Source organism: Paenibacillus thalictri, assembly GCF_004307995.1.
GTDB lineage: Bacteria > Bacillota > Bacilli > Paenibacillales > NBRC-103111 > Paenibacillus_AF > Paenibacillus_AF thalictri.
The window spans coordinates 61,798-88,205 of the sequence record NZ_SIRE01000036.1 but is presented as its reverse complement, the minus strand read 5'-3'; the positions used below and the strand labels follow the sequence as shown (position 1 = coordinate 88,205).

At 52.8% G+C, this 26,408-nt stretch carries 29 protein-coding genes, 8 tRNA genes and 1 rRNA gene; 32 read left to right on the top strand and 6 right to left on the bottom strand.

Features of this window, described 5'->3' with window-relative positions; all coding sequences use genetic code 11:
- The 11 genes from EYB31_RS35415 to EYB31_RS35365 all read left to right on the top strand — a co-directional run.
- Positions 1–127, top strand: a 23S ribosomal RNA gene (locus tag EYB31_RS35415); the annotation flags it as partial.
- Positions 128–254: 127 nt separating this feature from the next.
- Positions 255–342: transfer RNA gene (locus EYB31_RS35410), tRNA-Ser, on the top strand.
- A 20-nt stretch (positions 343–362) separates the two neighbouring features.
- Positions 363–439 (top strand) — tRNA-Met (locus EYB31_RS35405).
- 71 nt (positions 440–510) lie between these two features.
- Positions 511–586: transfer RNA gene (locus EYB31_RS35400), tRNA-Val, on the top strand.
- A 6-nt stretch (positions 587–592) separates the two neighbouring features.
- Positions 593–668, top strand: a tRNA-Thr gene (locus EYB31_RS35395).
- A gap of 21 nt (positions 669–689) precedes the next feature.
- Positions 690–766: transfer RNA gene (locus EYB31_RS35390), tRNA-Asp, on the top strand.
- 42 nt (positions 767–808) lie between these two features.
- Positions 809–881: transfer RNA gene (locus EYB31_RS35385), tRNA-Phe, on the top strand.
- A 14-nt stretch (positions 882–895) separates the two neighbouring features.
- Positions 896–980 (top strand) — tRNA-Tyr (locus EYB31_RS35380).
- Between the two features lie 14 nt (positions 981–994).
- Positions 995–1,070: transfer RNA gene (locus EYB31_RS35375), tRNA-Lys, on the top strand.
- A 348-nt stretch (positions 1,071–1,418) separates the two neighbouring features.
- On the top strand, positions 1,419–2,429 hold the full coding sequence (iolG, locus tag EYB31_RS35370; protein WP_131018296.1) for an inositol 2-dehydrogenase: 1,011 nt from the start codon (positions 1,419–1,421) through the stop codon (positions 2,427–2,429).
- Between the two features lie 229 nt (positions 2,430–2,658).
- Entirely contained in the window at positions 2,659–3,495 is an 837-nt protein-coding gene (locus EYB31_RS35365) for a metallophosphoesterase family protein (protein ID WP_131018295.1), read from the top strand.
- 81 nt (positions 3,496–3,576) lie between these two features.
- On the opposite strand, the gene EYB31_RS35360 is transcribed toward EYB31_RS35365, so the two are convergent.
- The 5 genes from EYB31_RS35360 to EYB31_RS35340 form a co-directional block, all read right to left on the bottom strand.
- Entirely contained in the window at positions 3,577–3,888 is a 312-nt protein-coding gene (locus EYB31_RS35360; RefSeq protein WP_131018294.1) for an MTH1187 family thiamine-binding protein, read from the bottom strand.
- A gap of 90 nt (positions 3,889–3,978) precedes the next feature.
- Positions 3,979–5,550, bottom strand: coding sequence for a GMC family oxidoreductase (locus EYB31_RS35355; protein WP_131018293.1), 1,572 nt, complete (start codon positions 5,548–5,550; stop codon positions 3,979–3,981).
- Entirely contained in the window at positions 5,540–6,184 is a 645-nt protein-coding gene (locus EYB31_RS35350; protein ID WP_240763171.1) for a gluconate 2-dehydrogenase subunit 3 family protein, read from the bottom strand. The genes EYB31_RS35355 and EYB31_RS35350 overlap by 11 nt, the downstream gene beginning before the upstream one ends.
- A gap of 5 nt (positions 6,185–6,189) precedes the next feature.
- A complete protein-coding gene (locus tag EYB31_RS35345) occupies positions 6,190–6,579 on the bottom strand; it encodes a hypothetical protein (RefSeq protein ID WP_131018292.1) in 390 nt (129 codons plus the stop codon).
- Between the two features lie 41 nt (positions 6,580–6,620).
- Positions 6,621–7,856 carry a nickel-dependent lactate racemase family protein gene (locus tag EYB31_RS35340; RefSeq protein WP_131018305.1) on the bottom strand — a complete coding sequence of 412 codons (1,236 nt, stop codon included), beginning with the start codon at positions 7,854–7,856 and terminating at the stop codon, positions 6,621–6,623.
- Between the two features lie 266 nt (positions 7,857–8,122).
- On the opposite strand from EYB31_RS35340, the gene EYB31_RS35335 reads away from it, so the two are divergent.
- From EYB31_RS35335 to EYB31_RS35310, 7 genes are all read left to right on the top strand, one after another.
- Positions 8,123–8,977, top strand: coding sequence for an NlpC/P60 family protein (locus EYB31_RS35335; protein ID WP_131018291.1), 855 nt, complete (start codon positions 8,123–8,125; stop codon positions 8,975–8,977).
- A 106-nt stretch (positions 8,978–9,083) separates the two neighbouring features.
- Positions 9,084–10,199, top strand: coding sequence for a PucR family transcriptional regulator (locus EYB31_RS35330; protein WP_131018290.1), 1,116 nt, complete (start codon positions 9,084–9,086; stop codon positions 10,197–10,199).
- 92 nt (positions 10,200–10,291) lie between these two features.
- Positions 10,292–11,413, top strand: a complete 1,122-nt coding sequence (locus EYB31_RS35325) for an ABC transporter ATP-binding protein (RefSeq protein WP_131018289.1) — start codon at positions 10,292–10,294, stop codon at positions 11,411–11,413.
- A gap of 100 nt (positions 11,414–11,513) precedes the next feature.
- Entirely contained in the window at positions 11,514–11,636 is a 123-nt protein-coding gene (locus tag EYB31_RS41360) for a hypothetical protein (protein ID WP_276322128.1), read from the top strand.
- A gap of 136 nt (positions 11,637–11,772) precedes the next feature.
- On the top strand, positions 11,773–12,372 hold the full coding sequence (locus EYB31_RS35320; protein WP_131018288.1) for a family 43 glycosylhydrolase: 600 nt from the start codon (positions 11,773–11,775) through the stop codon (positions 12,370–12,372).
- Positions 12,363–12,665 (top strand): family 43 glycosylhydrolase, encoded by a 303-nt coding sequence (locus EYB31_RS41355; RefSeq protein ID WP_131018304.1) that lies wholly within the window; start codon positions 12,363–12,365, stop codon positions 12,663–12,665. Before EYB31_RS35320 ends, EYB31_RS41355 begins: the two co-directional genes overlap by 10 nt.
- Positions 12,665–13,576 (top strand): nucleoside hydrolase, encoded by a 912-nt coding sequence (locus EYB31_RS35310; RefSeq protein ID WP_165452784.1) that lies wholly within the window; start codon positions 12,665–12,667, stop codon positions 13,574–13,576. The genes EYB31_RS41355 and EYB31_RS35310 overlap by 1 nt, the downstream gene beginning before the upstream one ends.
- 147 nt (positions 13,577–13,723) lie before the next feature.
- Here the strand turns inward: EYB31_RS35310 and ant(6) are convergent, their stop codons facing one another.
- Positions 13,724–14,578 (bottom strand): aminoglycoside 6-adenylyltransferase, encoded by an 855-nt coding sequence (gene ant(6) / locus EYB31_RS35305; RefSeq protein ID WP_131018303.1) that lies wholly within the window; start codon positions 14,576–14,578, stop codon positions 13,724–13,726.
- Positions 14,579–14,772: 194 nt separating this feature from the next.
- On the opposite strand from ant(6), the gene EYB31_RS35300 reads away from it, so the two are divergent.
- The 14 genes from EYB31_RS35300 to EYB31_RS35240 all read left to right on the top strand — a co-directional run bounded on the left by EYB31_RS35300 (position 14,773) and on the right by EYB31_RS35240 (position 26,374).
- Positions 14,773–15,237 (top strand): double zinc ribbon domain-containing protein, encoded by a 465-nt coding sequence (locus tag EYB31_RS35300; protein WP_131018286.1) that lies wholly within the window; start codon positions 14,773–14,775, stop codon positions 15,235–15,237.
- 25 nt (positions 15,238–15,262) lie between these two features.
- Positions 15,263–15,427, top strand: a complete 165-nt coding sequence (locus tag EYB31_RS40500) for a hypothetical protein (protein WP_165452779.1) — start codon at positions 15,263–15,265, stop codon at positions 15,425–15,427.
- A gap of 73 nt (positions 15,428–15,500) precedes the next feature.
- Positions 15,501–16,442: an HPr(Ser) kinase/phosphatase gene (gene hprK, locus EYB31_RS35295; protein ID WP_131018285.1), complete on the top strand. Its 942-nt coding sequence runs from the start codon at positions 15,501–15,503 to the stop codon at positions 16,440–16,442.
- Positions 16,443–16,529: 87 nt separating this feature from the next.
- Complete coding sequence (lgt, locus tag EYB31_RS35290; RefSeq protein WP_131018284.1) at positions 16,530–17,546, top strand: prolipoprotein diacylglyceryl transferase; 1,017 nt, start codon at positions 16,530–16,532, stop codon at positions 17,544–17,546.
- Positions 17,547–17,571: 25 nt separating this feature from the next.
- Positions 17,572–18,219 (top strand): pyrophosphatase PpaX, encoded by a 648-nt coding sequence (ppaX, locus tag EYB31_RS35285; RefSeq protein WP_131018283.1) that lies wholly within the window; start codon positions 17,572–17,574, stop codon positions 18,217–18,219.
- A 15-nt stretch (positions 18,220–18,234) separates the two neighbouring features.
- A complete protein-coding gene (locus EYB31_RS35280; RefSeq protein ID WP_131018282.1) occupies positions 18,235–18,738 on the top strand; it encodes an acyltransferase in 504 nt (167 codons plus the stop codon).
- Positions 18,739–19,152: 414 nt separating this feature from the next.
- A complete protein-coding gene (locus EYB31_RS35275) occupies positions 19,153–20,349 on the top strand; it encodes an ATP phosphoribosyltransferase regulatory subunit (RefSeq protein WP_131018281.1) in 1,197 nt (398 codons plus the stop codon).
- A 16-nt stretch (positions 20,350–20,365) separates the two neighbouring features.
- Positions 20,366–21,010 (top strand): ATP phosphoribosyltransferase, encoded by a 645-nt coding sequence (gene hisG / locus EYB31_RS35270; protein WP_131018280.1) that lies wholly within the window; start codon positions 20,366–20,368, stop codon positions 21,008–21,010.
- Positions 21,007–22,308, top strand: a complete 1,302-nt coding sequence (hisD, locus tag EYB31_RS35265) for a histidinol dehydrogenase (protein ID WP_131018279.1) — start codon at positions 21,007–21,009, stop codon at positions 22,306–22,308. The genes hisG and hisD overlap by 4 nt, the downstream gene beginning before the upstream one ends.
- Before the next feature lie 58 nt (positions 22,309–22,366).
- Entirely contained in the window at positions 22,367–22,975 is a 609-nt protein-coding gene (gene hisB / locus EYB31_RS35260; RefSeq protein ID WP_240763173.1) for an imidazoleglycerol-phosphate dehydratase HisB, read from the top strand.
- Between the two features lies 1 nt (position 22,976).
- Positions 22,977–23,606 carry an imidazole glycerol phosphate synthase subunit HisH gene (gene hisH, locus EYB31_RS35255; protein WP_131018277.1) on the top strand — a complete coding sequence of 210 codons (630 nt, stop codon included), beginning with the start codon at positions 22,977–22,979 and terminating at the stop codon, positions 23,604–23,606.
- Between the two features lie 15 nt (positions 23,607–23,621).
- Positions 23,622–24,380: an imidazole glycerol phosphate synthase subunit HisF gene (hisF, locus tag EYB31_RS35250; protein WP_131018276.1), complete on the top strand. Its 759-nt coding sequence runs from the start codon at positions 23,622–23,624 to the stop codon at positions 24,378–24,380.
- On the top strand, positions 24,377–25,048 hold the full coding sequence (gene hisIE, locus EYB31_RS35245) for a bifunctional phosphoribosyl-AMP cyclohydrolase/phosphoribosyl-ATP diphosphatase HisIE (RefSeq protein ID WP_131018275.1): 672 nt from the start codon (positions 24,377–24,379) through the stop codon (positions 25,046–25,048). Before hisF ends, hisIE begins: the two co-directional genes overlap by 4 nt.
- Positions 25,049–25,423: 375 nt before the next feature.
- The gene (locus EYB31_RS35240) at positions 25,424–26,374 is read left to right on the top strand and encodes a ribose-phosphate diphosphokinase (RefSeq protein ID WP_131018274.1); all 951 of its coding nucleotides are present in this window, start codon (positions 25,424–25,426) and stop codon (positions 26,372–26,374) included.
- The last annotated feature ends 34 nt before the right edge of the window (positions 26,375–26,408 follow it).

Genomic DNA, 26,408 nt, shown 5'->3' with positions numbered 1-26,408 from the left:
AGCCCCCCTCAAGATGAGATTTCCCAATTAGTAAGACCCCTTGTAGACGACGAGGTAGATAGGTTCGGGGTGGAAGCGCGGCAACGTGTGCAGCTGACGAATACTAATCGGTCGAGGGCTTAACCAAAACATCCCAAGAAAGTGAAGATAAGCGTTGCAGCTTATTCCGAATACTTTCTCGGGGCCCAAAGGACAAGAAGCAAAGCTTGAAGTTGATTCGCATCCAGTTTTCAAGGAGCAAATTTATTTGTCTTGGAGAGATACCCAAGTGGCTCAAGGGGACCCTCTGCTAAGGGGTTAGACTGCGTAAGTGGTGCGAGGGTTCGAATCCCTCTCTCTCCGTAGCTTTATCTTTTTTATATGGCGGTGTAGCTCAGCTGGCTAGAGCGTACGGTTCATACCCGTGAGGTCGGGGGTTCGATTCCCTTCGCCGCTACCAATTATTACATAATGACTTATTGATACGTCGTTTGTAATTGTGGCACAATATAATTTGTGTCCTCCAAATGTGGAGGCTTAGCTCAGCTGGGAGAGCATCTGCCTTACAAGCAGAGGGTCGGCGGTTCGATCCCGTCAGCCTCCACCACCATATGCCGTTGTAGCTCAATTGGTAGAGCAACTGACTTGTAATCAGTAGGTTGGGGGTTCAAGTCCTCTCGACGGCACCAGCAATTTTATAGTTATAGTGTGGAGCCGTGGTGTAGAGGCCTAACATGCCTGCCTGTCACGCAGGAGACCGCGGGTTCGAATCCCGTCGGCTCCGCCATTAACTTCCCTTGTAAAGGGATGAGAACTTATTTATACATATGGCTCGGTAGCTCAGTCGGTAGAGCAGAGGACTGAAAATCCTCGTGTCGGCGGTTCGATTCCGTCCCGAGCCACTTTTAGTTATCATGGAGGCTTAGTGAAGTGGCTAAACACGGCAGACTGTAAATCTGCTCTCTTCGAGTTCGGTGGTTCGAATCCATCAGCCTCCACCATTACATCATCGCAAGAGCCATTAGCTCAGTTGGTAGAGCACCTGACTTTTAATCAGGGTGTCGTAGGTTCGAGTCCTACATGGCTCACCATGTTTTAAAAAACACAGACCGGAGACGGTCTTTTTTTTATTTTCCGAATTCCATAAGCAGTACCATACTGAGAGGGAGAGCGCCGGCACCTTAAATGGAACTCTTCCCTTTTCTATATGGCTCGATATAAGATGAAACCGCTTAAATTTAAATTGACAACACGCAGAGAGATATCATAAAATTTTTGGTAACGTTACCAGAATGTTATTAAACCCCACTATGGAGATCTGGGCGAACAGGGTGGGGGACTAACATTTTTCCAGTTACGGACTATGTAGTGAAAAGACCGGGGCGCTGCAAGGAACAAGAAACTGCCAAATGTGTGGACCATAAAGGAGGGCATGACTCATGAAAAATCATATTCGTTGCGCGGTAATCGGTCTGGGACGGTTAGGTTATTGGCATGCGGAAAATGTAGCAGGCCGGGTAAAACATTCGGAACTGGTTTGCGTCGTAGACGCCGATTTGCAGCGGGCCGAGAAAGTCGGCAGAGAGCTGGGGGCGCCAAGATGGACCGATAACACGGATGAGGTTCTGGAAGATCCGAACATAGATGCTGTGGTTATTGCAACACCCACAGGTACGCACGCCTCGCTCATCAAAAAAGCGGCACAGTACGGCAAGGCGATTTTTGTAGAAAAGCCGCTAACTTTGCAATTGGCCGAAGCGGATGAAGTGATTAGCGCGGTGAACCAATATAATGCCCAATGCCAGGTCGGATTCATGCGCAGATTCGATCCCGCGTATGCGGAGGCGAAGAAACGTATAGCTGCCGGAGATATTGGCAAACCGATCTATTTTAAAGCGGTGTCGCGTGACCCTGTGTCTCCTCCTGCTGAATTTATTCGAGGCAGTGGCGGCATTTTTATCGATATGGCTATTCACGATTATGATCTTGCCCGTTTTCTGATGGGTTCGGAAGTCGATGCGGTCTCGGCTCATGGCTCCGTGCTGGTCTATCCGTTCATGAGAGAGCTCCAGGACTCCGATCAATCCCTCACTTATTTACGTTTTGCTTCGGGAGCTGCAGGCGATGTGGAAGCCAGCCGCAATGCGTTATACGGGTATGATATTCGGGGAGAGGTTGTCGGCACCGAAGGCACGATTCAAATCGGCTCGCTGCAGCACCATGATATTCGCGTATTGACGCTGAAAGGCAGCACCCATGATATTGTACCTTCCTTTCCCGAACGGTTTAAGGATGCTTATCAGCTGGAAATGGTTCATTTTATTGAGTGCTGTCTGCGCGGCGAGAAGCCTTCTGTTACGGTGGAGGATGGTAAAGCAGCACAGCAAATTGCCAATGCGGCTACGCTTGCTTTCCAAAAAAGGGCAGAAGTGAGATTAGCCGACTTATAACCCCCTGGGGTTTCATTTGATCCGGAAGGCAGCGTACACTCCATTTCGAGAAGTCGGCGAGTCGCGTTGATGCCCGCTTTATGGGCGTCTATATGATTACGAAAAAAGAGATGTTACCCATGTCATTATCTGGTATTGTAATAGAATGGAAACTTAAATTCTATTATCAGCAGTTTGTTGCAAAAAACGGCGGCCACAACGCATACTGCTGCTCTAGGGAGGAAAACTTATGCGAATACGGATCATGAGCGATTTTCATTTCACGCTGCGCGGTGAAAACGGAGGGGCGGATCCCTTTTTCAAGCAGTATTTGGAGCGTTATTTCCATGAGGGTCCTGAAGCCGACCTGTATGTCTCATTGGGGGACTTGACCCAAGACGGCAAGGAAGAGGAATACCGCGGCGTATTTGCCATCATCGATTCATTGGGCAAACGCGACTTGTTCCGGCATGTGCCTGGAAACCATGACCTTTTATCCGGATCGGTCCAGCAAACAGAGCAGTGGGCCAAGACGCCACAGATCGAACAAGGCTTTGGTTCCATCGAAACGGAGCAGGCGCTTTTGCTGTTTGCGAACACATCGCAGGAGATGAAACCTCTGGATTGGGGCGGACGCTTCGATCCTACAAGGATAGCGTGGCTGAAGAAACGTCTCGGGGCGGCACAAGGAAAACCGGTTCTAGTATTTGCCCATCATCCCCTCCCTCATACTACCGCTTTATCCGATAAAGAACTGCTGCGTGTGGAGCAGCCGGAGCAGCTGGTGGAAGCGATGAGCGAAGCAAGCGGAACTTGTTTCTGGTTTAACGGACACAATCATATTCAATCCATCGTTCGTCAAAATCAGTGGACCTATGTACAGTGTGCTTCCGTCGTATGTTTGCCCAGCTGGAGCGATGTTGTGATCGACGACGGCGTCTTGCGCCTAGAATGCAAGCTGCCGGATGAAGCTTTGCAGTCAGGTGCAGAGCGTGTATTGGGGCAATACGGAAGCTTCCATCGCGTAGAGCCATCCGTAGCCGCTGGAACGGAATCCGATCAAGTGTTCGAAATCGCCATTTCATAAGTTTCTCCCTGCAAATAAAGAAAAGGTATATGCCGAAATATTCGTGGCATATACCTTTTTCTATGTCGAGGTCAAGCGCAGCTATTTCAGCTTTGCGGCAACGGATTGCATTTTTTGCTCCATACTCCCGGCTTTGTCGCGGCGGTCGTCGATTTTGATCGAGGTGGAGACCCGACCGGCACCTTGCTCGAACGGAACTTCGTGAATGCGGCGGACAACCCGCAGCAGATCATCGAGTTCACCTTCAATGATGGTGCTCATTGACGTCATCTGAAAGCGTACCCGCCCTTCGGCTTCTTCTTGTTCCAGCGCCCTGTGGATGCCCGCTACATAGTCGCTTACACTGGTGGTCCCCGTTCCGATCGGAATGACCGTTACTTCTACAATGGCCATGACTGACTCATCTCCCCAAACTGCAGCTTATGCTTGTATCATACTACCCTTGACCGGCAAAATAAAGGGATCGCACACTGCCGTTTTCATTTACAACGTCAATTGGCCGCTTTGCTCCAGAATATAATCCGCCGTGCGGGCGGCAAGCGCCATAACCGTATTGGTCGGGTTGCCGGCTCCGGATGTGACAAAAACGCTGGCATCGCAAATAAAAAGATTGGGGATATCATGGGTTTGTCCGAAGGAATTGACTACGGACTGCTGCGGGTCGTCGCCCATCCGGCATCCGCCCATTAGATGGGCCGTATCGGCTATAACGAATTCCACCTGACCGCCTGCAGCCTGGAGAATCTCGCTCATCTTGCCTACGGCGTGATCGATCAGCCGCCTGTCATTATCGCCGTAGCTGAAGGTGACCTTGGCCCGCGGCAAGCCGTATTCATCCTTTTCGTCAGCGAGTGAGATCCGGTTATCCGGATTCGGGAGCACTTCGCCGACCATCGTTGCGCGTGCGTAGAAATTGTAGTTTATCGCTTTTTTGCGGAGCCCTTGGCCCCAGAGCAAGCCTGCTTGAGAATTTGAAATGCCGTGGGCAAAGCTGACGGGTCTGGCGCCATGCGCATGGAGCGTATACCCTCTCACAAAATTGGCATCCGGCATCGTTTCATAAAAGTCCTGTGTCGAAGCGAGTACCGGCGTTCCTTTGTACAAGCGCACTTCCTCCGCGAACTTCGCATACACATCGTTGCTGCTGTGCGTCATAAACGCCCGCCCCACCCAGCCGCTGCTGTTGGCGAGACCTTCCGGGTGCTGCGGTGTCGCCGAATTCATCAGCAAACGCGGCGTTTCCACAACAAAGGCTGAGAGGATGACGATACGCGCTTTCTGAACATGTTCCTGCCCTTCATGGACAAAAATAACCCCGTCCGCCCGTCCGTCTTTACCCAGCGTGACCTGTGTCACCATGCAGTTAGGCAGCACCTCCGCGCCCGCTTGGATCGCTTTGGGAATATGCACAATCAGCGTGCTGAACTTGGCGTTAGGCATACATCCCTGGTTGCAGAAGCCGCGGTTGATGCAAGGGGGCCTGTCCTCGAACGGTGCGGACAAGATGGCCAGCGGCGTAACAGAATGACGGATGCCCAGCGTTTCGCAGCCCTTCATGAAGAAGTAAGCGTTGGGGCTGAGCGGATCTCGCTCGGGATAAGGATAGGGTCCATGGAAGTTGCCCCAGGGAAAATGCTTGGGCCCGGATACGGCGATTTCTTTTTCGATTTTATCGTAATAAGGAGCCAGATCGTCGTAACCGATCGGCCAGTCTTCGGCTACGCCGTCCAAGCTGCGGGCCTGAAAATCGGCATCGTGAAACCGCAGAAAGACGCCGGTAAAATGCGTTGTCCCACCCCCAATGCCACGTCCCGAGTTATTATGGCCCATCGTCAGCGGATCGGTGCCGTCTACAATGCGGGTGTCCTTCCAGCCCAGATGCTGGGTCGACAGCTCGTCACTGGCAAAATCATTTTGCGGATCCCACATCGGCCCTGCATCCAGCACAACGACACGCATCCCCGCCTCGCTCAGTTCCTTGGCGAGTACACCTCCCGCAGCTCCGGCACCAACGATGACCGCATCCACTTCCTCGTGTTCGAATCTACGTTTCATCGCCGAGTTTCGCCTCCCAAGCATCTCTTTGGCCGGGATTTGCGGTGATGTAGCCGCGCGGATACGCCGGCCCGGCATATCCGATTTCCGACCATATGGTCGGATGGGAATAATACGCCTCCACCGACAACTGGAGCAGTTTTTTGAAAAGATCCTTCTGCGGAATCGCCGACCAGATCGATGCGGGTTCGGCTTGATCGCCGCTTATATCGGTCATCAGCGTTTTTTGCATTTCCGCATCGAGCTCGAAGAACCTTTTGGTATGCAGCGACTGGCAGGTTGCATCCACCGCCTTCAGTCCGTCGCGGATCAACTTGCCGGCCGGAGGCACGCCTGTGCCGCGTTGTCCCTCGCCCCGGCCGTCCGATAAAGTTTTATCGATATGTCCGAGCACAAACTGAATAATTTCCGCCCGCTCGTCGTCCAGCAGCAAGGAGCACCAGGAACGCAGCGACTCCGCTTCCAAGGTCGTCAAGTAACGATACGGGTTGTCCCGGTACAACCGGGCCGTTACCACCTGCCGGGTGTGCTCGTCCCAATGCTCGGCATGCATCATCACGTCGTAAGCAGGATAACGGGTGATGGTCGATAAGCCGGAGGGACTTATGGCGGTAGGATTGTTGTTTGAACTCACTTGGTTCACCTCCAGTAATAAGCAAGCAGTCCTAGTACGCCCATTGCTGTATACAACAGCGGCAGCACCACCGGCGGCCCGACCAAGAAATTGCGGGATGTGTATCCGCCAACCCGAAGCCCGACGCCGTGAAAGTGATAATAGAATCCGACAAACCCTTCCAGCACGGCGACATACATCAGTACCATAAAGGTGATGAGCAGCCACGAAGCCGGATAAAAAGCGAGCCACACACTGACCGCACATAAGAATGGGGCGGAAAGCACAGGCCCCCACATCGCCTTATGATGAAAATTTTGACGATAATGAGAGATGGTAACCTGAACCCCGATAACCAGAAAGGCTAACCCGACAAATAAAAAGATGACGCGATCCAATGACCACGCATTCCACACGGTACTCACCGCTTTCTCTATATTGTTTTGTTGCGCCCGTATCAGCCTTGCGTAAAAGTTAGCGAGCCGTAGGGCATCAGCGCAATCGATTTGGAGCGGTCGGCAGTCAGCCGGTCATACGCCGCTTGCAGCTCTGCAACCGGTTCAAAACCGAGCAATCGAACGGCTGCTTCCCCCATGCTGCTGTACAGATGAACCTTGTGCTGCCGGAGCACCTCGTCGATGTGCAATATCTTATGGGCGCCAACAACAAATTGCTTTTGCAGACGGGCGACCATATAGGCCCGATTGGGCATAGTGTCGACCCAATATTGAAAAATCCCGTTGCCAAGCATCTCCCCGCATTCCGCCGCGAGCACAATTTCTCCGCCGGGTTTTGTGACCGCCGCCGCATTTTTCAACGCCTTCAGCGCTTGATACAGCTGTGTATCCTTCGGATAACCGCCGGCCGATACGATGGTGATATCGTATTTTTTAGCCGCAGTGGAGATGAACGCCTTGCCGGCCAGCTCGGATAAAACGCGGTGGGCGGCGGCCGGTTGCCCGCAGGCTGCAGCCAAGATCCGGCGTTCATGATCGACAACCACGTTAAACAGAAAGTGAATCGGCACAAACTGCTGAGCTTCTTCCATATCCCGGTGAATCGGGTTAGCGGTTTGCCCGGGCACTGTCTTGTAAGTCAAAGACAAGGCGTGATTGCATTCAATGGAGCGGTGTGATGCTGTGCCGGGCATTAAAGCTTTCACGCCGCCCGAAAGGCCCGCCAGCGCATGAGGTTCCACGTTGCCGGTAGCGATGAGCAGATCGGCGCCCGCAACGGTCCGGTTAATTTCAACCGGGGTTCCTTGTGAAGTCGTTCCGACCGGGATGCAATCCTCGGAAAGTGCGGAATGATTAACCACGCGTACCCTCTTGTACACCGTCTCGCCTGTTAACTGTCGAAGCTCCTCTTCGGTTTGCTTGCGATGCAGACCTAAAGCGACCACAATGCGAATCCGGCTGTCGTCAATACCGCCAGCATTTAATTGATCGATCAGCGCGGGCAAAAATAAATAGCTCGGGCATAACCGGCTGATATCGCTGATGAGAATCACCGCATCCCGGCGACTTTTCGCCAATTCCGATAAAGGCAACGAGGCGATCGGATGTGCCAACGCCTCCGTTATACACAATTCGCGGTCCGGGCGAGGACCCGATGGATACGTCAAAATATCCGGCGAACGATCCGCAGGAAATGTTAAAGAAATGGCGGTTTTTCCATAAAGTAACGAAAAAATAGCGCGTCCTCCCTTCCGGACGAAGAAAATGCACAGACATTTGCAGCAGTATTTTTTTCCTTTTCCCATGAAATTATCCAATATTATTCCAGAGACTAGAAAGAAATCAGCAAGATTGCGATATATATTGACTTACATACCAGTTATATATATGAATATGAAATATTTGCGTAATGATAATGCTATACTTTCCATGGTAATCTGATGCTACAGCAAGAGCATTACCCAAACATGGGGAAATCTACTTTACTTGGAGGAATTGTTTCATGAAGAAAAGCAATTTGCTTCGCACCGCCGGAGTTACGACCGCCATGTCCTTAATGCTGACGGGAGTATTCGCCGTTCCGGCGTTTGCCGCCACCGACGATATGGACGCTGTGTCCATCGCCAAAGAAATGGTCGGCAAAGATTACAACAGCGGTTCCGCCACACCCTCAAAAGGTTTTGATGCATCGGGACTTATCTCCTACGTATATAAAATGACCAACTATAGCTTGCCGAGCAGCTTAGACGCACAATTCGCCATGAACAAACCGTTGATTAAGAGTCTGAACGATGTAAAAGAAGGCGATGTGCTTTTCTTCGGCAGCGGTTCGAAGCTGAATACCGCAGGCATTTATATCGGAGACAATAAAATCATTCTCGCCTCCAAAAGCGATGACGAAGTTATTACCCAAACCCTTACTTCCAGTTTTAAAAATGACTTCAAAGGCGCTCGCCGCGTACTCTCCGCCATGGATCAAAAACGAGTCAAACTCGTCCTCGACGCTAGAAAATACTTAGGCACCCCTTACGATTTCGGTGCCAAATACGGCCAAACGAAAACCTTCGATTGCTCATCTTTCATGAAAACCATCTTCGCGCAGAACGGTATTACACTGCCGCGCGTATCCCGCGATCAAGCGCTGGAAGGTAAATATGTGAGCAAAAGCAATCTGGAAACGGGAGATCTGGTATTCTTCACGACCAAGGATTCGAAAGGCAAAATCGGCCATGTCGGCATGTACGTCGGCAACGGCATGATGATTCATACTTACGGAGAGGGCGGGGTCAAATACAGCAGCATCAACTCCGATTGGTGGAAGGACCACTACGTGACGGCGCGCCACATCCTTAACTAGCAGACAGCGGAACCCTTGCCTGAAGCATTTAAGCGGGCAAGGGTTTTTATTTTCTGCTATGATAAGTGTAAAACCATTATTTGACGGGGAGCGGAGTTTTTAAGTCATGGAATGGGAACAATTAAAAGAGCAGCTAACTCATATATTGCAAACTAATGTCCTGCTGGAAACCCGCCCATGGGAAGATTGGCGCAGCATGGAAGCTGAAGACAAAACGAACGGTTCATCAGGCAAAAGTGTCCGTTCCGGTGAATCGGTTCATTTCTTTTTATATAAGGAAGGCGGTCAAGCCTTCTTGCTTTCGACGGCCGCGGGGGCTGTATCCCCGGTAGAGCGGCAATTGGTTGAGCTGATGATTGAAGCAAAGCGGGATCCGGATAAAAAGACGCTCCCCGTCTATTTGAACGAAGAGGAGCGTAAGGCGGGACTTCTGCGGGACTGGCTAAAGGGACAGCTGGAATCCGGCGTGACGGTGAACGTAGAGATGCCGGAATCCCTGGTTTCACAATTTTCCTTATATTCCACCAAAATTCCGATCCTGCTGTACGGCGGTTACCCCGCGGCCAAGAAGGGGACCTATCAGGAGCTGAAGAAGCTGCTCGAATCTTTCTTTGAGGCGGAGATCATCCTGATTCCTTTGATGGAGAAGGAGTGGCTTATTCTGGGCTCGGAAAAATTGCTGGCAGGCACCGGCGACGAGCGGGATAGCGATGAAGAAGAAAGCGTCGAAGACGGATTGGCGGCAATCGGACTTGGTTTAAGCGAGATGCTGGGAACAGAATGGCTCGGCGATTGCCAGGTTGCCTTGCATTATCCGATGACGCCGGCCAAATCGTTGTATACCACGGTGCTGGAGATGCGGGAGGCGCTGGTGCTTGGCAGGACGTTCCATATGAGCGAACATGTGCATCTGCCTTGGATGCTTCATTTGGAGAAGCTGGTTCACCATATTCCCGAGGAATACAAGACGGATTTTTTGGAGCGGGTGCTGAAACGGATTGATATTGTGATGGACACGGAGACGCTGACGACGCTGGAACAGTTCTTCAGTCTCGACTGCAATGTCAGCGAAACGGCAAAGCGGCTGTACATTCACCGCAATACGCTGCTGTACCGGCTGGACAAGTTTAAGCAGGAAACCGGCCTTGACGTGAGGACGTTCAACGATGCGGTGCTTGTGAAGATTGCCTTATTATTGTACAAAGTAACGAAAAGAAAGTAATTTTTTTGTGAAGATTGTGCATAGTCATAAATGGGCAGGCAAGGTAAGATGTATATATGAGAACGATACTAAATCGTAGGGGGAATTAATCCATGGCTGGCGTACGTTTAAACCATGTTGTTAAGAAATATCCGGGTAACGAGGAAGCAACGGTTAAAGACTTCCATCTTGACATTAAAGATAAAGAGTTTCTCGTTTTGGTCGGCGCATCCGGCTGCGGTAAATCAACGACTTTGCGTATGATCGCCGGTTTGGAAGAAATCTCCGAGGGCGAATTGTACATTGGCGACCGTCTCGTCAATGACGTTGCTCCTAAAGACCGCGATATCGCGATGGTGTTCCAGTCTTACGCTTTGTATCCGCATATGAACGTGTACCAAAACATGGCTTTCGGTTTGAAACTGCGTAAATTCAAAAAAGCCGACATCGACGCTCGCGTTCGCGAAGCTGCGAAAATCCTCGATATCGAGCATTTGCTTGATCGTAAACCAAAGGCTCTTTCCGGTGGTCAACGTCAGCGTGTCGCTTTGGGCCGCGCGATCGTTCGTGAACCGCAAGTGTTCTTGATGGACGAACCACTCTCCAACTTGGATGCTAAATTGCGCGTACAGATGCGTGCTGAGATCAGCAAGCTGCACAAACGTTTGGAAACAACCGTTATCTACGTAACGCATGACCAAACAGAAGCGATGACGATGGGTGACCGTATTGTCGTTATGGACAAGGGCATCATTCAACAAGCGGCAACTCCTGAAGAAATTTACAACTTCCCTGTAAATATCTTTGTTGCAGGTTTTATCGGATCTCCTTCCATGAACATGATCAGCGGCACTTTTGCTGAAGAAGGTGGAAGCCTGCGCTTTAAAGCACAAGGCTGCAACCTGGAAGTACCGGAAGGCAAAGCAAAAGTTTTGCGCGAAAAAGGTTATGTAGGCAAAGAAGTGGTGTTCGGCGTTCGTCCGGAAGACTTCCACGAAGAAGCTATCGTGATCGAAGCTTCTCCGAACTCGATCGTTAATGCGCACATCGAAGTTGCTGAAAACTTGGGTCATGAAATGTACCTGTACATTAACGGTCTTGGCAATCAAAGCTGTGTAGCTCGTGTTGACGGTCGCGCCGGCTTCAAAGAAGGCACTAACGTGAAACTTGCCATCGATATGAACAAAGTTCATTTCTTCGATAAAACAACAACACAATCCATCTTTCTTTCGTAATTTCTAGTCAGACTTAAAAAGCCAACCGCTCTGTCGGTTGGCTTTTTTTAGCATCTGAGTAAAAGCGATATTTATGCTGATAAAAGGTTCCACATCCTCTATGATCCACGTTTCCAGAGCGTTAAGCTTGACATTGTTCAAGCGGTCGATCGTCCGGACGATGCTGCTTTCTTATTTGGCAGCCAATATTTTGCTGATTTCAATTTTAATCTCGAAGAAATAAAGCGCTCTCTTGTCCTCATGGGCACGAATTCCTCGGTCATCGCTACTCTCAATTCCTTACACCTTATGGGCATGCAGAAGCATATCATTGAAAGGTTTGGTCGACGGGGCGATGAAAGGGTGAGGAGGTATTGATCATGAACAACCGGAGCGGCAATCCGGTGTTACCCGGTACGTGGGCCGATCCTTACATATTCCGGGATGGCAGCGATTATTACTTGTATCCGACCAAAGACAGCGACGGCTGGATGTACGGTAAGTTCCATGTGTTCCATTCCACCGATTTGGTATCGTGGTCGGAGCCGGCTGTGGCGTTGGATCTAGATACAGTCTCATGGGCCAAAAGCAAAGCGTGGGCGCCGTCGGTTACCAAGTTTCGGGGCTCCTATTACATGTATTTTTGCGCGGAACAGCAAATCGGTGTTGCCCGATCCGACTCTCCTACCGGTCCTTTCGTGGATGTGCTCGGCAGGCCGCTTATTTCCACAAACGAATGGCAATGCCAGACGATCGACCCGGACATATTTATCGATACCGACGGGCAGCCGCATTTGATGTGGGGGCAAGGGAAATGCTGGATCGTTGCGTTACACGACGATATGGTTACGTTTAAGGGGGAGCCGGTCTGCTTGTCCGACCGGTTGTATCGGCAATCCGGCAAGGATCCAAGTGTGTTCGACATCGAAGTGTACAATGAAGAAGCGCACCTGCAAAAAATAGACGGCCGATACGGCTGACCTGGAGCATATACGACACGAGGGACGTCAGGTACCAAGTCAGGTATGCGGTCAGTTCTTCGGTTTACGGGCCTTACGAGGCGCCGGAGTCCAATATCGTGATATGTCCTGCTGGCGAGATATCGGGAACCGGGCATGCTTCGCTGACGTTATACCAAGACGAATGGTACTTATTTTATCATCGGATGGGACAGGGGAAAACCGGCTACGACCGTCAGGTATGCTGCGACAAGTGGGAGTTTGTGCACGGCCATCCGGTCCCTATTGTTCCGACGGACGGAGGGTCATGCTGATGCGCAAACCGGTAAAAATCATTTTGGACACCGACATCGGTCCGGACTGCGACGACGCTGCCGCGCTTGCTGTGCTGCATGCTTTGGCTGATAGCGGTGAAGCGGAGATATTGGGGGTCACTCATTGCACTTCAAGCCCATGGGGAGCAGGATGTATTGATACCATCAATCGTTACTACGGCAGGCCAGACATCCCGATTGGCACGTTGAAAACGCCGGGTTTTCTGGAAGGCGAGTCTTATGAGAAGTACAACCGTACGATTTGTGAAACGTATCCGAACCGGTACCGTAAAGGAGGCGAGCCGGATGACGCGGCCCTTCTGCTTCGCAAATTGCTGGCCGCAGAGCTTGATGGGGGTGTAGTGATCGTGGCGATCGGACCGCTGCCGAATCTGAGAGGGCTTTTGCAGTCCGAGTCTGATGAAATAAGCCCGCTGGCCGGAACCGAACTGGTAGCGCGCAAAGTGTCCGAGCTCGTCGTTATGGGCGGGGCGTTCCCGTCGGGTGCGGAGTGGAATTTTCAAATGGACCCGGCGTCGGCCAAATTCGTTGTGGAGCATTGGCCCACACCAATCATGTTCAGCGGGTTTGAGATTGGGGACGCCGTCAAGACCGGGGACCGATTGTTTCGGGAAACCCCGGATCATCATCCGGTCCGGCTGGCGTATGAATTGTTTTTGGGCAAACAAGGAGGGCGCAGCAGTTGGGATTTAACCGCTGTGCTGTATGGCGTTCGCGGACTTGGCGCCTATTGGACCGCAAGTGAGGAAGGCTGTGTGTCGGTAGGGGAAGCCGGCGAGAATGAATGGGCAGCTTCTCCCCGGCGAGGACACCGTTATTTGATGCCGAAGATGGATAACGATCAATTGCAGCAAGTGCTGGAAGATTTGCTGGTGCGTCCAGCTTTGTAATAACAATTTTATGTCTGCGTGGTTGCGTCATGAGGCGCATGTAAATTCCGTAATTGACGAGATCGATGCATAGCCGGACCCGGAAATGGGGCTGCTGCCGGTTGAAGGCGCAGCCCTTTTGCGTTGGATAAGGTGCGGTTCTAGGTTCTACGGTAAAGAATCATAAATCCGTTCTGTGTACTTGGTGATGGTTTCATCGTAATTCGGGTATATATACCCCAGACTTTCAGCCACGGCTTTGGAGTATTTTCGAAAAAGCTCGTAACAAACGAACAATGACCGCCACGTGTTGGCATAGCTATTCTCCGTATAAGTGGACAGCAGATCATCCCAATCTTCGTTTGGAAGGTAGCGCTCGATAAACTTGTAATTTTTGCCCAGACTGAAGGTGTACCCGTGCTCCGATCCGATTCGCCAGGCCATCATGCGCAGCAGATTGGGGCGGGCTATTTCGTTTAGATGGTCGATAGCAAACAAAATCTCTTTCCTAGCCAGCCCCTTTACCACATAGGTGGAAACCATCCAAAACTCATTGCAGCAATCGTCGAACTCTCTTGCCGTCGGCCGTTGAATCCAATATTGACGGTCACTCGCACGTACTTCATGGCTCACGATACGATCCTTATCGAGCAGCACTTCAACTAAACCGTCGCTTTTGGCAAAATAGTCTTCCGCTTCGCCGACGGGGATCAGCGTGAGATCCAGTTTATTCCCATCTGCAAAAAGCATGATGTAAGAAAACCAGTTGCCTAATTCGGCAGGAAACAGCTCCATATCCTCCGGCTTCTGCATCATGATGCGGTCTCCGAATACATCAAGCCATTGATCGTTTGCTTTGAAGGAATCCATCTCAGTCACAAAATAAGAGATATCGTAATCTTGAAATGTATCGCGCGGAATATGCCGGTTTGTCCGCGACCCTTCCATGACGGCCAACCGGATCCGTTGATCGTTCCGGGCAAAATCAACAAACAGCTTCATCATCTCTTGCTCGTCTCTCAAGTGCATCAGCTCCCCGTTTTCATCTTCCATCCCGTAAGAGAAATCATACTGTAACTGCGTTGATCAACGTTCTTCAAGCGTATACCTATGGTATAATAGGACCATCTCATTTTATACCATGCCCTTGTATTTACGGATGAGACTCCTTTGCGGATACATTTCTGCTGCTTAACGTCTTTAAGAGGAGGAATCGCATGGCTGTCAAAATATGCAAAAGCTGCGGGGAATCGAATTCCGAGCACGCTTTATTGTGTGTAGTATGCAGTACCTCGTTATCGGATGCTCCGCTGGAGGGGACGGTTAACGCGGAGAAGCGGTTCACCGGCATCCTATCGGGTACGAGAAGCAATTGCTGGTATTGCGATGAAAAGTTGGAACCGGACGTTCTGACCTGCAAGTACTGTGGAAGTACGGTGCTGAAGCCTGCCAGAACGGGCCGATCGGGAGCTTATTATCAGGATTCCGGTGCATCCGGCAACGGATGCGCCACGGTGTTATTATTTATCGCTACGCTGCTCATTCCGCTTGTCGGACTGATCGTCGGCGGTATCTTCGCCTTCAGCGACGAACCCCACAAACGCGAAGTTGGCGTGGCATTGCTAGTATTCGCTTTGGCTGTAATTGCAATTGCTACTATAGTAGGTCTGTTCGTTGTTTAATAGCGATGAAAGCAGGGTGAGACTGGTGGCAGATTTGGTGGGAGTGTGCCGGCGCTGCGGAACGGAAGTATATTGCCGCGGCGGTTTCTTGGAAGGAATTGTCGCTGAGGGCGGAGGCGTCATTTGTTTGAATTGTGCGGAGCGGGAACCGAATGAAGGTTCAGAGGCGGAGGACGAAGGTTCCGCCTAACCGGGCTGTGGTTGATTTCAGGCCGAAATTCCATTAGGATGGGAATATTGGGACACAAAGGAGACAGGAAACGATGGCCAAAAAAACGAAGGTTTCGGAGCTGGTGGAGGCGTTTCAGCTGGAAGTGGTGTCCGGTGAAGCCGGGCTGAAGCGTCCGATCACCGTCGCCGATTTATACCGCCCCGGCTTGGAAATGGCGGGTTATTTCGAGTTTCATCCGCATGAACGGGTGCAACTGCTAGGCAAGACGGAGTTGACGTTTTTCTCCAATTTATCGCCTGAGGAACGAAAAGAACGGATGCTGCGCTTATGCAGGCCGGAAGAAACGCCATGCATCTGCGTCACGCGCGGGCTGGATGTGCCGGAGGAATTGATTGAAGCCTCGAGAGAGAAGGATTTGCCGGTGCTTCGCAGTCAAGTGGCGACGACAATTTTTGCCAGCAGACTGACCGGGTTTTTGGAAAACAAGCTGGCTCCGTCCACGACAATTCACGGCGTTCTGGTGGATGTTTACGGTATCGGTATGCTGATCACCGGAAGCAGCGGTATCGGTAAAAGCGAGACCGCGCTTGAGCTGGTCAAACGCGGCCATCGGCTTATCGCCGACGATGCGGTGGAAATCAGGCAGACGGCCGATCATACGTTGAACGGCAATGCGCCGGAGCTGATTCGGCATTTGCTGGAAATACGCGGCGTCGGTATCATTAACGTGATGACGCTTTTTGGCGCAGGCGCTATTCGCAATGTAAAAAAGATTTCTGTTGTCATCAAGCTGGAAACTTGGCAGCAGGACAAGCAATACGATCGTTTGGGCTTGGACGAGGAATTAACCCGCATCATCGATACGGACCTCCCGCTTGTGACGATTCCTGTGCGCCCGGGCCGAAATTTGGCGGTTATCGTCGAAGTTGCCGCGATGAATTTTAGGCTCAAACGCATGGGTTACAATGCCGCTCTGCAGTTTACGAACAAGCTGACGGAATCGTTGTCCGAAGATATGGACGATATGGAGTAAATCTTACGAAGCGAGTTTGCTCCGCAAACTCTTAGCAAATGCTTACGATGCAGGCTTTCCTTCGGAAAGCCCTTAGGAGGTGACGTCTTGTATTACGCTGTTGACCCGATCGCGTTTGCGCTAGGACCGCTGAAGGTTCATTGGTATGGGATTATTTTGGGCACGGCGGCATTGGTGGGATTGCTGCTGGCCATACAGGAGGGCAAAAGGTTCAAGATTCCCTCCGACTTCTTTATGGATTTGACGTTAATAGGCGTTCCTTCGGCTATTGTCGGCGCACGTATCTATTACGTTGCGTTCAAGTGGGACGATTACAAGGACAATCTGTCGGAGATCTTCAAGGTATGGCATGGCGGTATTGCGATTTACGGAGCGCTCATCGGGGCAATCATCGCTGCGGTCATCTATACCCGCCGCAAAGGGTATGCCTTCTGGCGAATTGCCGATATTTGCGCCCCGGGACTTATCGTCGGACAAGCTATCGGCCGTTGGGGCAACTACATGAATCAGGAAGCGCACGGCGGACCGGTTTCCGAAGCGTTCCTGCGCAACACGCTGCATCTTCCGAACTTTATCGTGGATCAGATGAATATTGAGGGCGTTTATTATCATCCGACGTTTTTATATGAGTCGCTATGGAATATCGTCGGCCTGTTGCTGCTGTTCGTGCTGCGGCGTCAATCATTTTTGCGGGCAGGCGAGTTGTTCTTCGGTTATTTCATCTGGTATTCGATCGGCCGCTTCTATGTCGAAGGACTTCGCACCGACTCCTTGGCGTTCACCGCCCCGGACTGGCTGGTATCGCTTATGAACGGACTTTGGTCGCCGATGACGGTATTGTTCGAAGCGGGCGACATGAGTTATGGCAATGTGAGGATATCTCAGCTGCTGGCCGTGCTGATCGTGATTGCGGCGATCGCTTATATCGTATGGCGGCGGAAAAAAGGATACGCGGAAACGAGGTATTCCGATCCGATCGTCAGTTTGCGGCAGGCAGCTGCAGCCGGAGCGGAAGCTTCGTCCGATCACAGCCATAACGCAGCAGGGGAACCGGAAACGGACGAAGGCGGTCCGAAGGAAGACCGCAGGCCGGTGGAAGGTTAATTACATCAAGACAAAGGAGCACGACATGATTCAAACGGTACTTTTTGATTTGGACGGAACGATTGTCGATACGAACGAGCTGATTATTCAATCGTTCTTGCATACATTTGACGGAATAACCAGCGAGCCGGTCACCAGGGAGCATATCATCCCGAATATGGGCCGTTCCTTAATCGACCAGATGAAATTTTTCAGCGGACGCGAGCAGGTGGACGATCTGGTCGACAAATACCGGGCTTTTAACATCGGAAAGCATGATGAGCTGGTGAAGGAATTTCCGCATGTGCGGGAAACGGTTGCTCAGCTGCACGCAGCGGGTTTAAAGCTGGGCGTCGTGACCAGCAAGGTGCGCAGAACAACCGAAATGGGGCTGAAGCTGACCGGCTTGGCGCCGTACTTCAACGTGATTGTGACCGTAGAGGACGTGCAGCGCCCTAAGCCCGATCCGGAAGGCATTCGCGCTGCGTTAAAAGCTCTCGGCGGCAGTGTGGATTCCGCCATGATGGTCGGCGACAGTCATTACGACATTAACGCGGCTCAGAATGCCGGAGTCACCTCGGTAGGAGTGGCATGGTCGCTGAAAGGCACGGAGTATTTGAAATCGTTTAAGCCTGATTACATCATCCAGGACATCAGAGAGCTGCTTTCGATAGCTGGCCTACAACAGGCTTAAGAAGGGGATGCCTGCGTGCGGAGAACGGACCGGTTTCCAGTGGAAGGACCGAATTCCTTGTGGCAAATGTACAATACGGTTAGTCCTTGGAAGGCGGTAAAAAATTTCATATGCATCCAAATCAGCCGGTATACGCCGTATCTGCCGCTCAAACGGTGGATTTACCGCCATCTGCTCGGCATGAAAGTCGGGGACCAGACGGCATTTGCGTTGATGGTAATGGTGGATGTGTTTTTTCCGGAGAAGATCACGGTCGGGGGAAATTCGATTATCGGGTATAACACGACCCTATTGACTCATGAATATTTAATTAAGGAATACCGGATCGGCGAGGTGCGGATCGGCTCGAACGTCATGATCGGCGCAAATACGACCGTACTGCCGGGGGTGACCATTGGCGATCACGCGGTAATTGGTGCCGGCTCGGTTGTTCATAAGGACGTCGCTGCTTACAGCTTTGTCGCGGGGAACCCGATGCGGGTGATTCGCGAAGATACAAGGACAGGGGAAAAGGTATGACGGTGATCTTGCACGCACAGCAGTGCCCTAGGAGGAAAAGCTGTATGCGTGTCCAATGCGTCTGATGAGCGGGTATAGGAAGGTTAGGGGAGTGTGTAAACCCCTGGCCTTTTATTTTTTTGGCTTTGGCAATAGGACAAAGCCTTCCTGATCGCAGTTGCGAATGGACGGTGGCATCCCCCGTTTTCAACAGAGAAACACCCGTTTTCTGCGCATTGACGGTGGTGTCGTTCCGTGATAAACTATCAATATTCTTTATTTTGTTAGCAAGGTAGCACATTAACTCACTAAAGCGTTTTGGGGTTTAAATTTAAGTGTTTATACGATAAGAATACGTTTCGCCGATTCTTTCTGCAAGATGCGGATAAGAAACGGCCTAATGTGGAAAATAAATCAATTATTTGGGGTGAGGTTGTGTCGAAGCCAAAAGTGTTTGAAAAACCCGCCGGCGTCAAAGATTATATGCCTGAGGCGGTTTCCAAACTTCGCCATATTGAATACGAAGTGCTGGATTGCATGGAGCGTTGGGGTTATTCGCAAATTATAACGCCGACACTCGAATATTACGATACGGTGGGGATGGCCAGCTCCACGGAGGACCGGCGATTGTTCAAGCTGCTCGACCGCAACGGTACGACGCTTGTGTTAAGATCCGACATCACCGCGCCGATCGCCCGCGTTGTCTCGTCGCTGCTGAAGGACGAACCGCTGCCGCTCCGGCTTTCGTACCATTCGAACGTATTTCGGGCGATAGAAGCCGAAGCCGGCAGAGATGCGGAGTTTTTCCAGACGGGGATGGAGCTTGTCGGCGACGCGTCTTCGGAAGCGGATGCCGAAGTGATTGCGCTGGCGGTGGCTTGTTTGCAGGCGGCGGGCGTACATACGTTCAAGATCGCTTTAGGCCACGTCGGCTTTCTGAACGGGCTGCTCAGCGAAAGATTGAAAGGCCGGGAAGAAGCGCAGACGGAGCTGAAGGAATGTTTGCTGAACAAAGACTATGTAGGATACCGCGATAAGCTGAAATCGCTCAATCTCGGCTCTGAAGCGCAGGCGGAGCTGGAAGGTCTGCTTCGTTTGCGCGGTGGAGAAGAGATCTGCAGGCAAGCGCAGCAGCTGACGGCCGATCCTGTCGCTCAAGAGGCGATCGAACATTTGTGTCAGGTGTGGAGCGTGCTGGAAGCCTACGGCGTGAGCGAACATGTGAGCATCGATCTGACGATGATCGGCGATTTTTCCTATTATACGGGCATGACGTTTGAAGGTTATGCGGCCGATCTCGGCTTTCCGGTATGCAGCGGGGGACGTTACGACAATCTGCTCGGACAGTTTGGACGTCCTGCTCCGGCGACCGGTTTTGCACTCAAAACAAACCGGATCATGGAAGTCGTAAGCAAAGGGCCGGCGGCGCTGCCGCAATGCACGCTGATCGCATATACCGCAGTGAATCGGACTCATGCGCTGCGCAGCGCCATGGATATGCGCGCAAGCGGCGGGCAGCCGGTGGAAACACGGCTGGTCAGGGATTCGGAAAGCTGGAGCGTCGAGGAGCTTGCAAGCGGTGCTTACCGTGTGCAAGGCAAACTGTACCGTCAAGTGATCGAGTTTTTGTGAAAGAGGGTGCTATAGCATGCAGGATATATTAAGAGTGGCGATGCCAAAAGGCCGCATTTATAAACAGGCGCTGAAATTGTTTCACGAAGCGGGGCTTGTCGTAACGGAGGACTTTGACGATTCCCGCAAGTTGATTGTTCCGGTGCCGGAGCTGAAGATGGAATTTATTATGGCCAAACCGGTCGATGTGCCGACTTACGTCGAATACGGCGTGGCGGATATCGGCATTGTCGGCAAAGACGTGCTGATGGAAGAAAACCGCAACGTTTACGAGCTGCTGGACCTCGGCATTGCGCGCTGCCGCATGTCGGTCATCGGATTGCCGGACTGGCAGCCGGTGCTGAACCCGCGGGTCGCTTCCAAGTACCCGAACGTGGCGTCGCAATATTTCCGCGAAAGAGGGCAGCAGGTGGAAATCATCAAGCTGAACGGTTCCATTGAGCTGGCGCCGCTGATCGGCCTCGCCGACCGGATTGTCGATATGGTGGAAACGGGCACGACAATTAAGGAAAACGGCCTCGCCGAGTTCGAGAAAATATTCGACATTACAAGCCGTCTGGTGGCCAACCGGGTGAGCTACCGTTTGAAAAACGCGCGCATCCAGGAGCTGTGCGATATCCTGCAGCGGGTCATTCCCACAGAAGGGGGCGTTAAGCGATGAGAGTGATGCCGGCAAACGAATTTTCGCTATATCGGGAGATGGAATACGGCACTCCGGAGCAAAACGAAACGGTGAACCGCATCATCGCCGAGGTGCGCCAGGACGGCGACGAAGCTTTGCGCCGCCTGTCGAAGCAGTTCGACGGCGTAGAGTTGGGCGAGCTGCGCGTCAGCGATGAAGAGATTCAGGCCGCGTACGGCAGGGTGGACGCCGAGTTTATCGCCGCGCTGCGTGAAGCGGCGGCGAATATCCGCGCGTTCCACGAGAAGCAGAAGCGGCAGTCGTGGATGGATCTGCAGCCGGACGGCACGATCACCGGCCAAGTGATTCGGCCGCTGCGCCGCGTCGGCTTGTACGTGCCGGGCGGCAAAGCCGCTTATCCGTCATCGGTGCTGATGAACGCGATTCCGGCGCAGGTGGCGGGCGTGCCTGAGATCGTGATGGTCACGCCGCCGGCAACGGCCGGGTCGGAAGGCATCGACCCGCACATCCTCGTCGCGGCCGCCGAAGCCGGCGTACGCGACATTTACCGCGTCGGCGGCGCGCAGGCGGTCGCCGCGCTCGCTTACGGCACGGCGGCGATCCGCGCCGTGGACAAAATCGTCGGCCCGGGCAACATTTACGTTGCCTTGGCCAAGCGGTACGTGTTCGGCGCCGTCGATATCGACAGCATCGCCGGCCCGAGCGAAATCGCCGTGCTCGCGGACGATACCGCAGATGCCGCCTATGTGGCGGCGGATCTGCTGTCGCAGGCCGAGCACGATGAGATGGCGTCGGCGATCCTCGTGACGCCGTCGCCGCAGCTGGCCGAGCGGGTGCGCGAGGAAGTCGCGCGCCAGCTCGAGACGCTGCCGAAGCGGGCGATTGCCGCCGCTTCGATTCGCGATTACGGCGCGATCCTGACGGTCGCCGACTTGGACGAAGGCGTCCAGGTGATCAACCGGCTGGCGCCGGAGCACCTGGAGCTGATGGTCGCGGAGCCGTTCGGCTGGCTCGGCAAAATCGAAAACGCCGGGGCCATTTTCCTTGGCCCGTACAGCTCGGAGCCGGTCGGCGATTACTTCGCCGGACCCAACCACGTGCTGCCGACCAACGGCACGGCGCGTTTCTCGTCGCCGCTGAACGTGGACGATTTTATCAAGAAATCGAGCGTCATTTCTTACAGCAAGGAAGCGCTGATGAAAAACGGCCGCAGCATCGTAACGCTGGCGCAGCACGAAGGGCTGGAAGCCCATGCGCGGGCCATTCAAATACGACTTACGAAAGAAGGGGACACTCGTGGCGGATTGGAACAATAACTTGCGCTTGCGCAAGCAGCCTTTGGAGCAGGCCGATCAAGGAGGTTTCGGCACAACCTTGTCGGGAACCGGAACAGCAGAAGGCCGCTCGGCCAGCATTGAGCGGAAAACAGGCGAAACGGATATCAAGCTGTCTTTTCAGGTCGACGGCAGTGGCATCTCGGAAATCGCCACGGACGTACCGTTCATGAATCATATGTTGGATCTGTTTACGAAGCACGGACATTTTGACTTGAAAGTGGATGCGGACGGCGACGTGCATGTCGACGACCACCATACGGTCGAGGACATCGGCATCTGCCTTGGCCAGTGCTTGCGTGAAGCGCTCGGCGACAAGAAGGGGATCAAACGTTACGCCAATGTGTTCCTGCCGATGGACGAAGCGCTGGCGCAGGTCGCCATCGATATTTCGAACCGGCCGCATCTGGAATACCGTGCGGAGTACCCTTCCGCGCAAGTAGGCACGTTCTCCACTGAAATGGTGCACGAGTTCTTGTGGAAGTTTGCGCTGGAAGCGCGTATTACGCTGCACGTGATCGTGCATTACGGCCATAATACGCACCATATGATCGAAGCGGTATTCAAAGCGCTCGGACGCGCTTTGGACGAAGCAACCAGCATCGATCCGCGCGTGAAAGGCGTTCCTTCGACGAAGGGAGTGCTGTAGCATGATCGCGATTATCGACTACGGGATGGGCAATCTGCACAGCGTCAGCATGGCGGTGGAGCGGCTGGGCTACGAAGCGGTTGTGACCAGCGACCCGCAGCGGATCATGAGCGCGTCCGGGGCGATTTTGCCGGGAGTCGGCGCTTTTGGCGATGCGATGGATAATCTCAATGCCACAGGCCTTACCGAGACGGTGCGTGACTATGCAGCCACGGGCAAGCCGCTGCTGGGGATATGCCTTGGCATGCAGCTGCTGTTCGCGGAAAGCGAGGAGCATGGCGCGCATCAGGGGCTGAACCTGCTGCCGGGGCGTGTGGTCCGTTTTCAGGGCAGCTACAAAATCCCGCATATGGGCTGGAACAAGCTCGAATTCAAACAAAGCAACCCTCTGTTCCGGGAGCTGGAAGAAGGGCACGTCTATTTTGTGCATTCGTTCCACGCTTTGCCCGAAGTGGCTTCGGATTTGCTTGCGGTTACGGATTATTACCAGCCGGTTACGGCGATTGTCGGGCGAGGCAATGTGTACGGCATGCAGTTTCACCCGGAGAAAAGCGGCAGCGTCGGCATGCGCCTGCTCGGTAATTTTTTGAGCCTCTGCGAGGTGGGAGCAGGGCAAGAGGCGGCACTGTAAAGGGGATGTAAAGCCATGTTAGCAAAACGAATTATTCCGTGTCTGGACGTGAAGGACGGCCGTGTTGTCAAAGGCGTCAACTTCGTCAATTTGCGGGATGCGGGCGATCCGGTGGAGCTTGCCGCAATTTATGACCGCGAGGGCGCCGACGAGCTGGTGTTCCTTGATATTTCGGCCTCATACGAAGGCCGGGCGACGATGGTGGAAGTGGTCAAAAAGACGGCCGGCGAAATCACGATCCCGTTTACCGTGGGCGGCGGCATCTCCAGCACGGACGATATGAAGCGGCTGCTGCGTGCGGGCGCGGACAAAATCGGCATCAACACTGCTGCGGTGAAAAATCCGCAGCTGATTTCCGACGGCTCCCGCAAATTCGGCGCGCAATGCATCGTGGTGGCGATTGACGCCCGTTTTAACAAAGAGTGGGGCGAATGGGAAGTGTACACTCACGGTGGACGCAACGCCACTGGGATCAAAGCGCTGGAGTGGGCGAAGCGGGCCGAGGCGCTGGGCGCGGGCGAACTGCTGCTGACGAGCATGGACGCTGACGGCACCAAAGACGGCTTCGACATTCCGCTGACCCGTGCGGTATCGAGCGAGGTGGGCATTCCCGTGATCGCCTCCGGCGGGGCGGGCAATGAAGCGCATTTCTACGATGTGTTTGCCGAAGGCAAAGCCGATGCAGGTCTTGCGGCAACCATCTTCCATTATAAGGAATTAACGATTCAAGGGGTTAAAAACGAGCTGAAACAGAAGGGAGTCGAGATCAGATGACAGAACAATTGTCGTTGAAACAAGAGTGGTCGGAGCTGGAGCAGGCGATCAAATGGGATGCGCAGGGTCTTGTGCCTGCAGTCGTTCAGGATGCGGTCAGCAAGGAAGTATTGATGCTCGCCTACATGAATGCCGAGTCGCTTAAGCTGACGGCAGAGTCCGGGGAAACCTGGTTCTGGAGCCGTTCCCGCAGCGAGCTGTGGCACAAAGGGGCTACGTCCGGGCACATTCAGAAAGTGCGCTCGATCAAATACGATTGCGACGGCGATACGCTGCTTGTCCTTGTGGAGCAGACAGGTCCGGCATGCCATACCGGCGATTACAGCTGCTTCTCCAAGGAAGCGGCATCGGCGGCGGATAACGCGAGCCCGGTGCAAGGCAACCGGTTTGCGATTCTCGGGGAGCTTGAGGCGCTGATTGCTCAGCGCGACGCCGAGCGTCCGGAAGGCGCATATACGACGTATCTTTTTGAAAAAGGCGTCGACAAAATTTTGAAAAAAGTCGGCGAAGAAACCGCCGAGGTCATTATCGCCGCCAAAAACCGCAGCCACGACGAGCTGCGTTACGAAGCCAGCGATCTGCTGTACCACTTGCTGGTGCTGCTGCGCGAGCAGCAGCTGCCGCTTGACGATGTAATGCGCGAGCTGGGCAGCCGGCATAAAAAATAGCCAGCCGTAAGGGCGGGGCTCTCGGGTTCATTTTCATGGAATGCAGGGCGGGTTAAGGGCATGGAGACAAGAATGGGCGGCAGCCGTCCGTGTCATCCAATGCCCTTGCTGCGCGTACACACAGCGGCATTGGGCTGCAAAGCAACAAATTGGAGAGGCGATGTTTCCGGCCGTCAAGAATATGGAATACTGTGTAGCAGGTGGCAAGTGAATTAACAATTTAGCCACATTTCCAGCCGGATACGCACACTCGAACCTATTGGAATCGTATTTTTTCATGTATAATGAGAATGGACATTATGGCATCGTAGAGATTTGTTTCGCGGCCTGAGGAAGGCTGCTTATAACTAAACCCAATCGTTTTCGGAGGTAACCATGGATACCGGCAAATTAAAGATTTTTTCGGGTTCTTCCAACCCGCGACTCGCTGAAAAAATTTGTGAGCAGTTAAACGTTAAGCTTGGCCAAATCAAGCTTTCCCGTTTCAAAAGCGGAGAAATTTATTGTCACTATGAAGAGACGATACGTAATTGTGACGTATTTCTCGTACAAACGTTTTCTCATCCGATCAACGAGCACCTCATGGAACTGCTGGTGATGATGGATGCGGCGAAAAGAGCTTCAGCCCGGACTATCAATCTGGTTTTGCCTTATTACGGTTACTCCCGACAAGAGCGTAAAGCGGCCCCGCGTGAGCCGATTTCCGCCAAGCTGGTCGCCGATCTGCTGACAACGGCAGGCGCAGACCGCGTGATGACGATTGATTTGCATGCGCCGGCTATTCAAGGTTTCTATAACATTCCGGTAGATCATCTGACAGCACAAGATCTGCTAAGCGATTATATCAAAAATAAAAACATTGACGACCTGGTCGTCGTGTCTCCGGATGCCGGCGGCGTGACCCGCGCGGAGAACCTGGCTAACATCCTGCACGCACCGATTGCTATGATGTTCAAGAAGCGCTACGCGCATAACGAAGCGGTTGTCACTCACGTTATCGGTGATGTGGAAGGCCGTACGCCAGTCATTATCGAGGACTTGATCGATACGGGCACGACCATCGTCAACGTAGTGGAAGGCTTGAAGGAGCGCGGCGCCAACGATGTGTTTATTCTCGCCAGCCATCCCGTGTTCTCCGGACCGGCGCTGCAGCGGCTGGATCATCCGAACATTCGCGAGGTCATTATCACCGACTCGATCGCAATACCGGAAGACCATTCCCCGCGCTTTAAGGTGTTAAGTGTAGCGGGACTGCTTTCCAATGCGGTGCGGATTATTGTGGACGGCGGCAGCATCAGCAAACTGTTCAAATACGGCGGCGTGTAAGTTGACATTAAGAAATGACAGTTTCGAGAGCAGA

Excerpts from the sequence above, each read along its gene's own strand:
- iolG (WP_131018296.1), top strand. The coding sequence starts at position 1,419 with ATGAAAAATCATATTCGTTGCGCGGTAATCGGTCTGGGACGGTTAGGT.
- EYB31_RS35365 (WP_131018295.1), top strand. The coding sequence starts at position 2,659 with ATGCGAATACGGATCATGAGCGATTTTCATTTCACGCTGCGCGGTGAA.
- EYB31_RS35360 (WP_131018294.1), bottom strand. The coding sequence starts at position 3,888 with ATGGCCATTGTAGAAGTAACGGTCATTCCGATCGGAACGGGGACCACC.
- EYB31_RS35355 (WP_131018293.1), bottom strand. The coding sequence starts at position 5,550 with ATGAAACGTAGATTCGAACACGAGGAAGTGGATGCGGTCATCGTTGGT.
- EYB31_RS35335 (WP_131018291.1), top strand. The coding sequence starts at position 8,123 with ATGAAGAAAAGCAATTTGCTTCGCACCGCCGGAGTTACGACCGCCATG.
- EYB31_RS35330 (WP_131018290.1), top strand. The coding sequence starts at position 9,084 with ATGGAATGGGAACAATTAAAAGAGCAGCTAACTCATATATTGCAAACT.
- EYB31_RS35325 (WP_131018289.1), top strand. The coding sequence starts at position 10,292 with ATGGCTGGCGTACGTTTAAACCATGTTGTTAAGAAATATCCGGGTAAC.
- EYB31_RS41360 (WP_276322128.1), top strand. The coding sequence starts at position 11,514 with ATGATCCACGTTTCCAGAGCGTTAAGCTTGACATTGTTCAAGCGGTCG.
- EYB31_RS35320 (WP_131018288.1), top strand. The coding sequence starts at position 11,773 with ATGAACAACCGGAGCGGCAATCCGGTGTTACCCGGTACGTGGGCCGAT.
- EYB31_RS35310 (WP_165452784.1), top strand. The coding sequence starts at position 12,665 with ATGCGCAAACCGGTAAAAATCATTTTGGACACCGACATCGGTCCGGAC.
- EYB31_RS35300 (WP_131018286.1), top strand. The coding sequence starts at position 14,773 with ATGGCTGTCAAAATATGCAAAAGCTGCGGGGAATCGAATTCCGAGCAC.
- hprK (WP_131018285.1), top strand. The coding sequence starts at position 15,501 with ATGGCCAAAAAAACGAAGGTTTCGGAGCTGGTGGAGGCGTTTCAGCTG.
- ppaX (WP_131018283.1), top strand. The coding sequence starts at position 17,572 with ATGATTCAAACGGTACTTTTTGATTTGGACGGAACGATTGTCGATACG.
- hisG (WP_131018280.1), top strand. The coding sequence starts at position 20,366 with ATGCAGGATATATTAAGAGTGGCGATGCCAAAAGGCCGCATTTATAAA.
- hisD (WP_131018279.1), top strand. The coding sequence starts at position 21,007 with ATGAGAGTGATGCCGGCAAACGAATTTTCGCTATATCGGGAGATGGAA.
- hisH (WP_131018277.1), top strand. The coding sequence starts at position 22,977 with ATGATCGCGATTATCGACTACGGGATGGGCAATCTGCACAGCGTCAGC.
- hisF (WP_131018276.1), top strand. The coding sequence starts at position 23,622 with ATGTTAGCAAAACGAATTATTCCGTGTCTGGACGTGAAGGACGGCCGT.
- hisIE (WP_131018275.1), top strand. The coding sequence starts at position 24,377 with ATGACAGAACAATTGTCGTTGAAACAAGAGTGGTCGGAGCTGGAGCAG.
- EYB31_RS35240 (WP_131018274.1), top strand. The coding sequence starts at position 25,424 with ATGGATACCGGCAAATTAAAGATTTTTTCGGGTTCTTCCAACCCGCGA.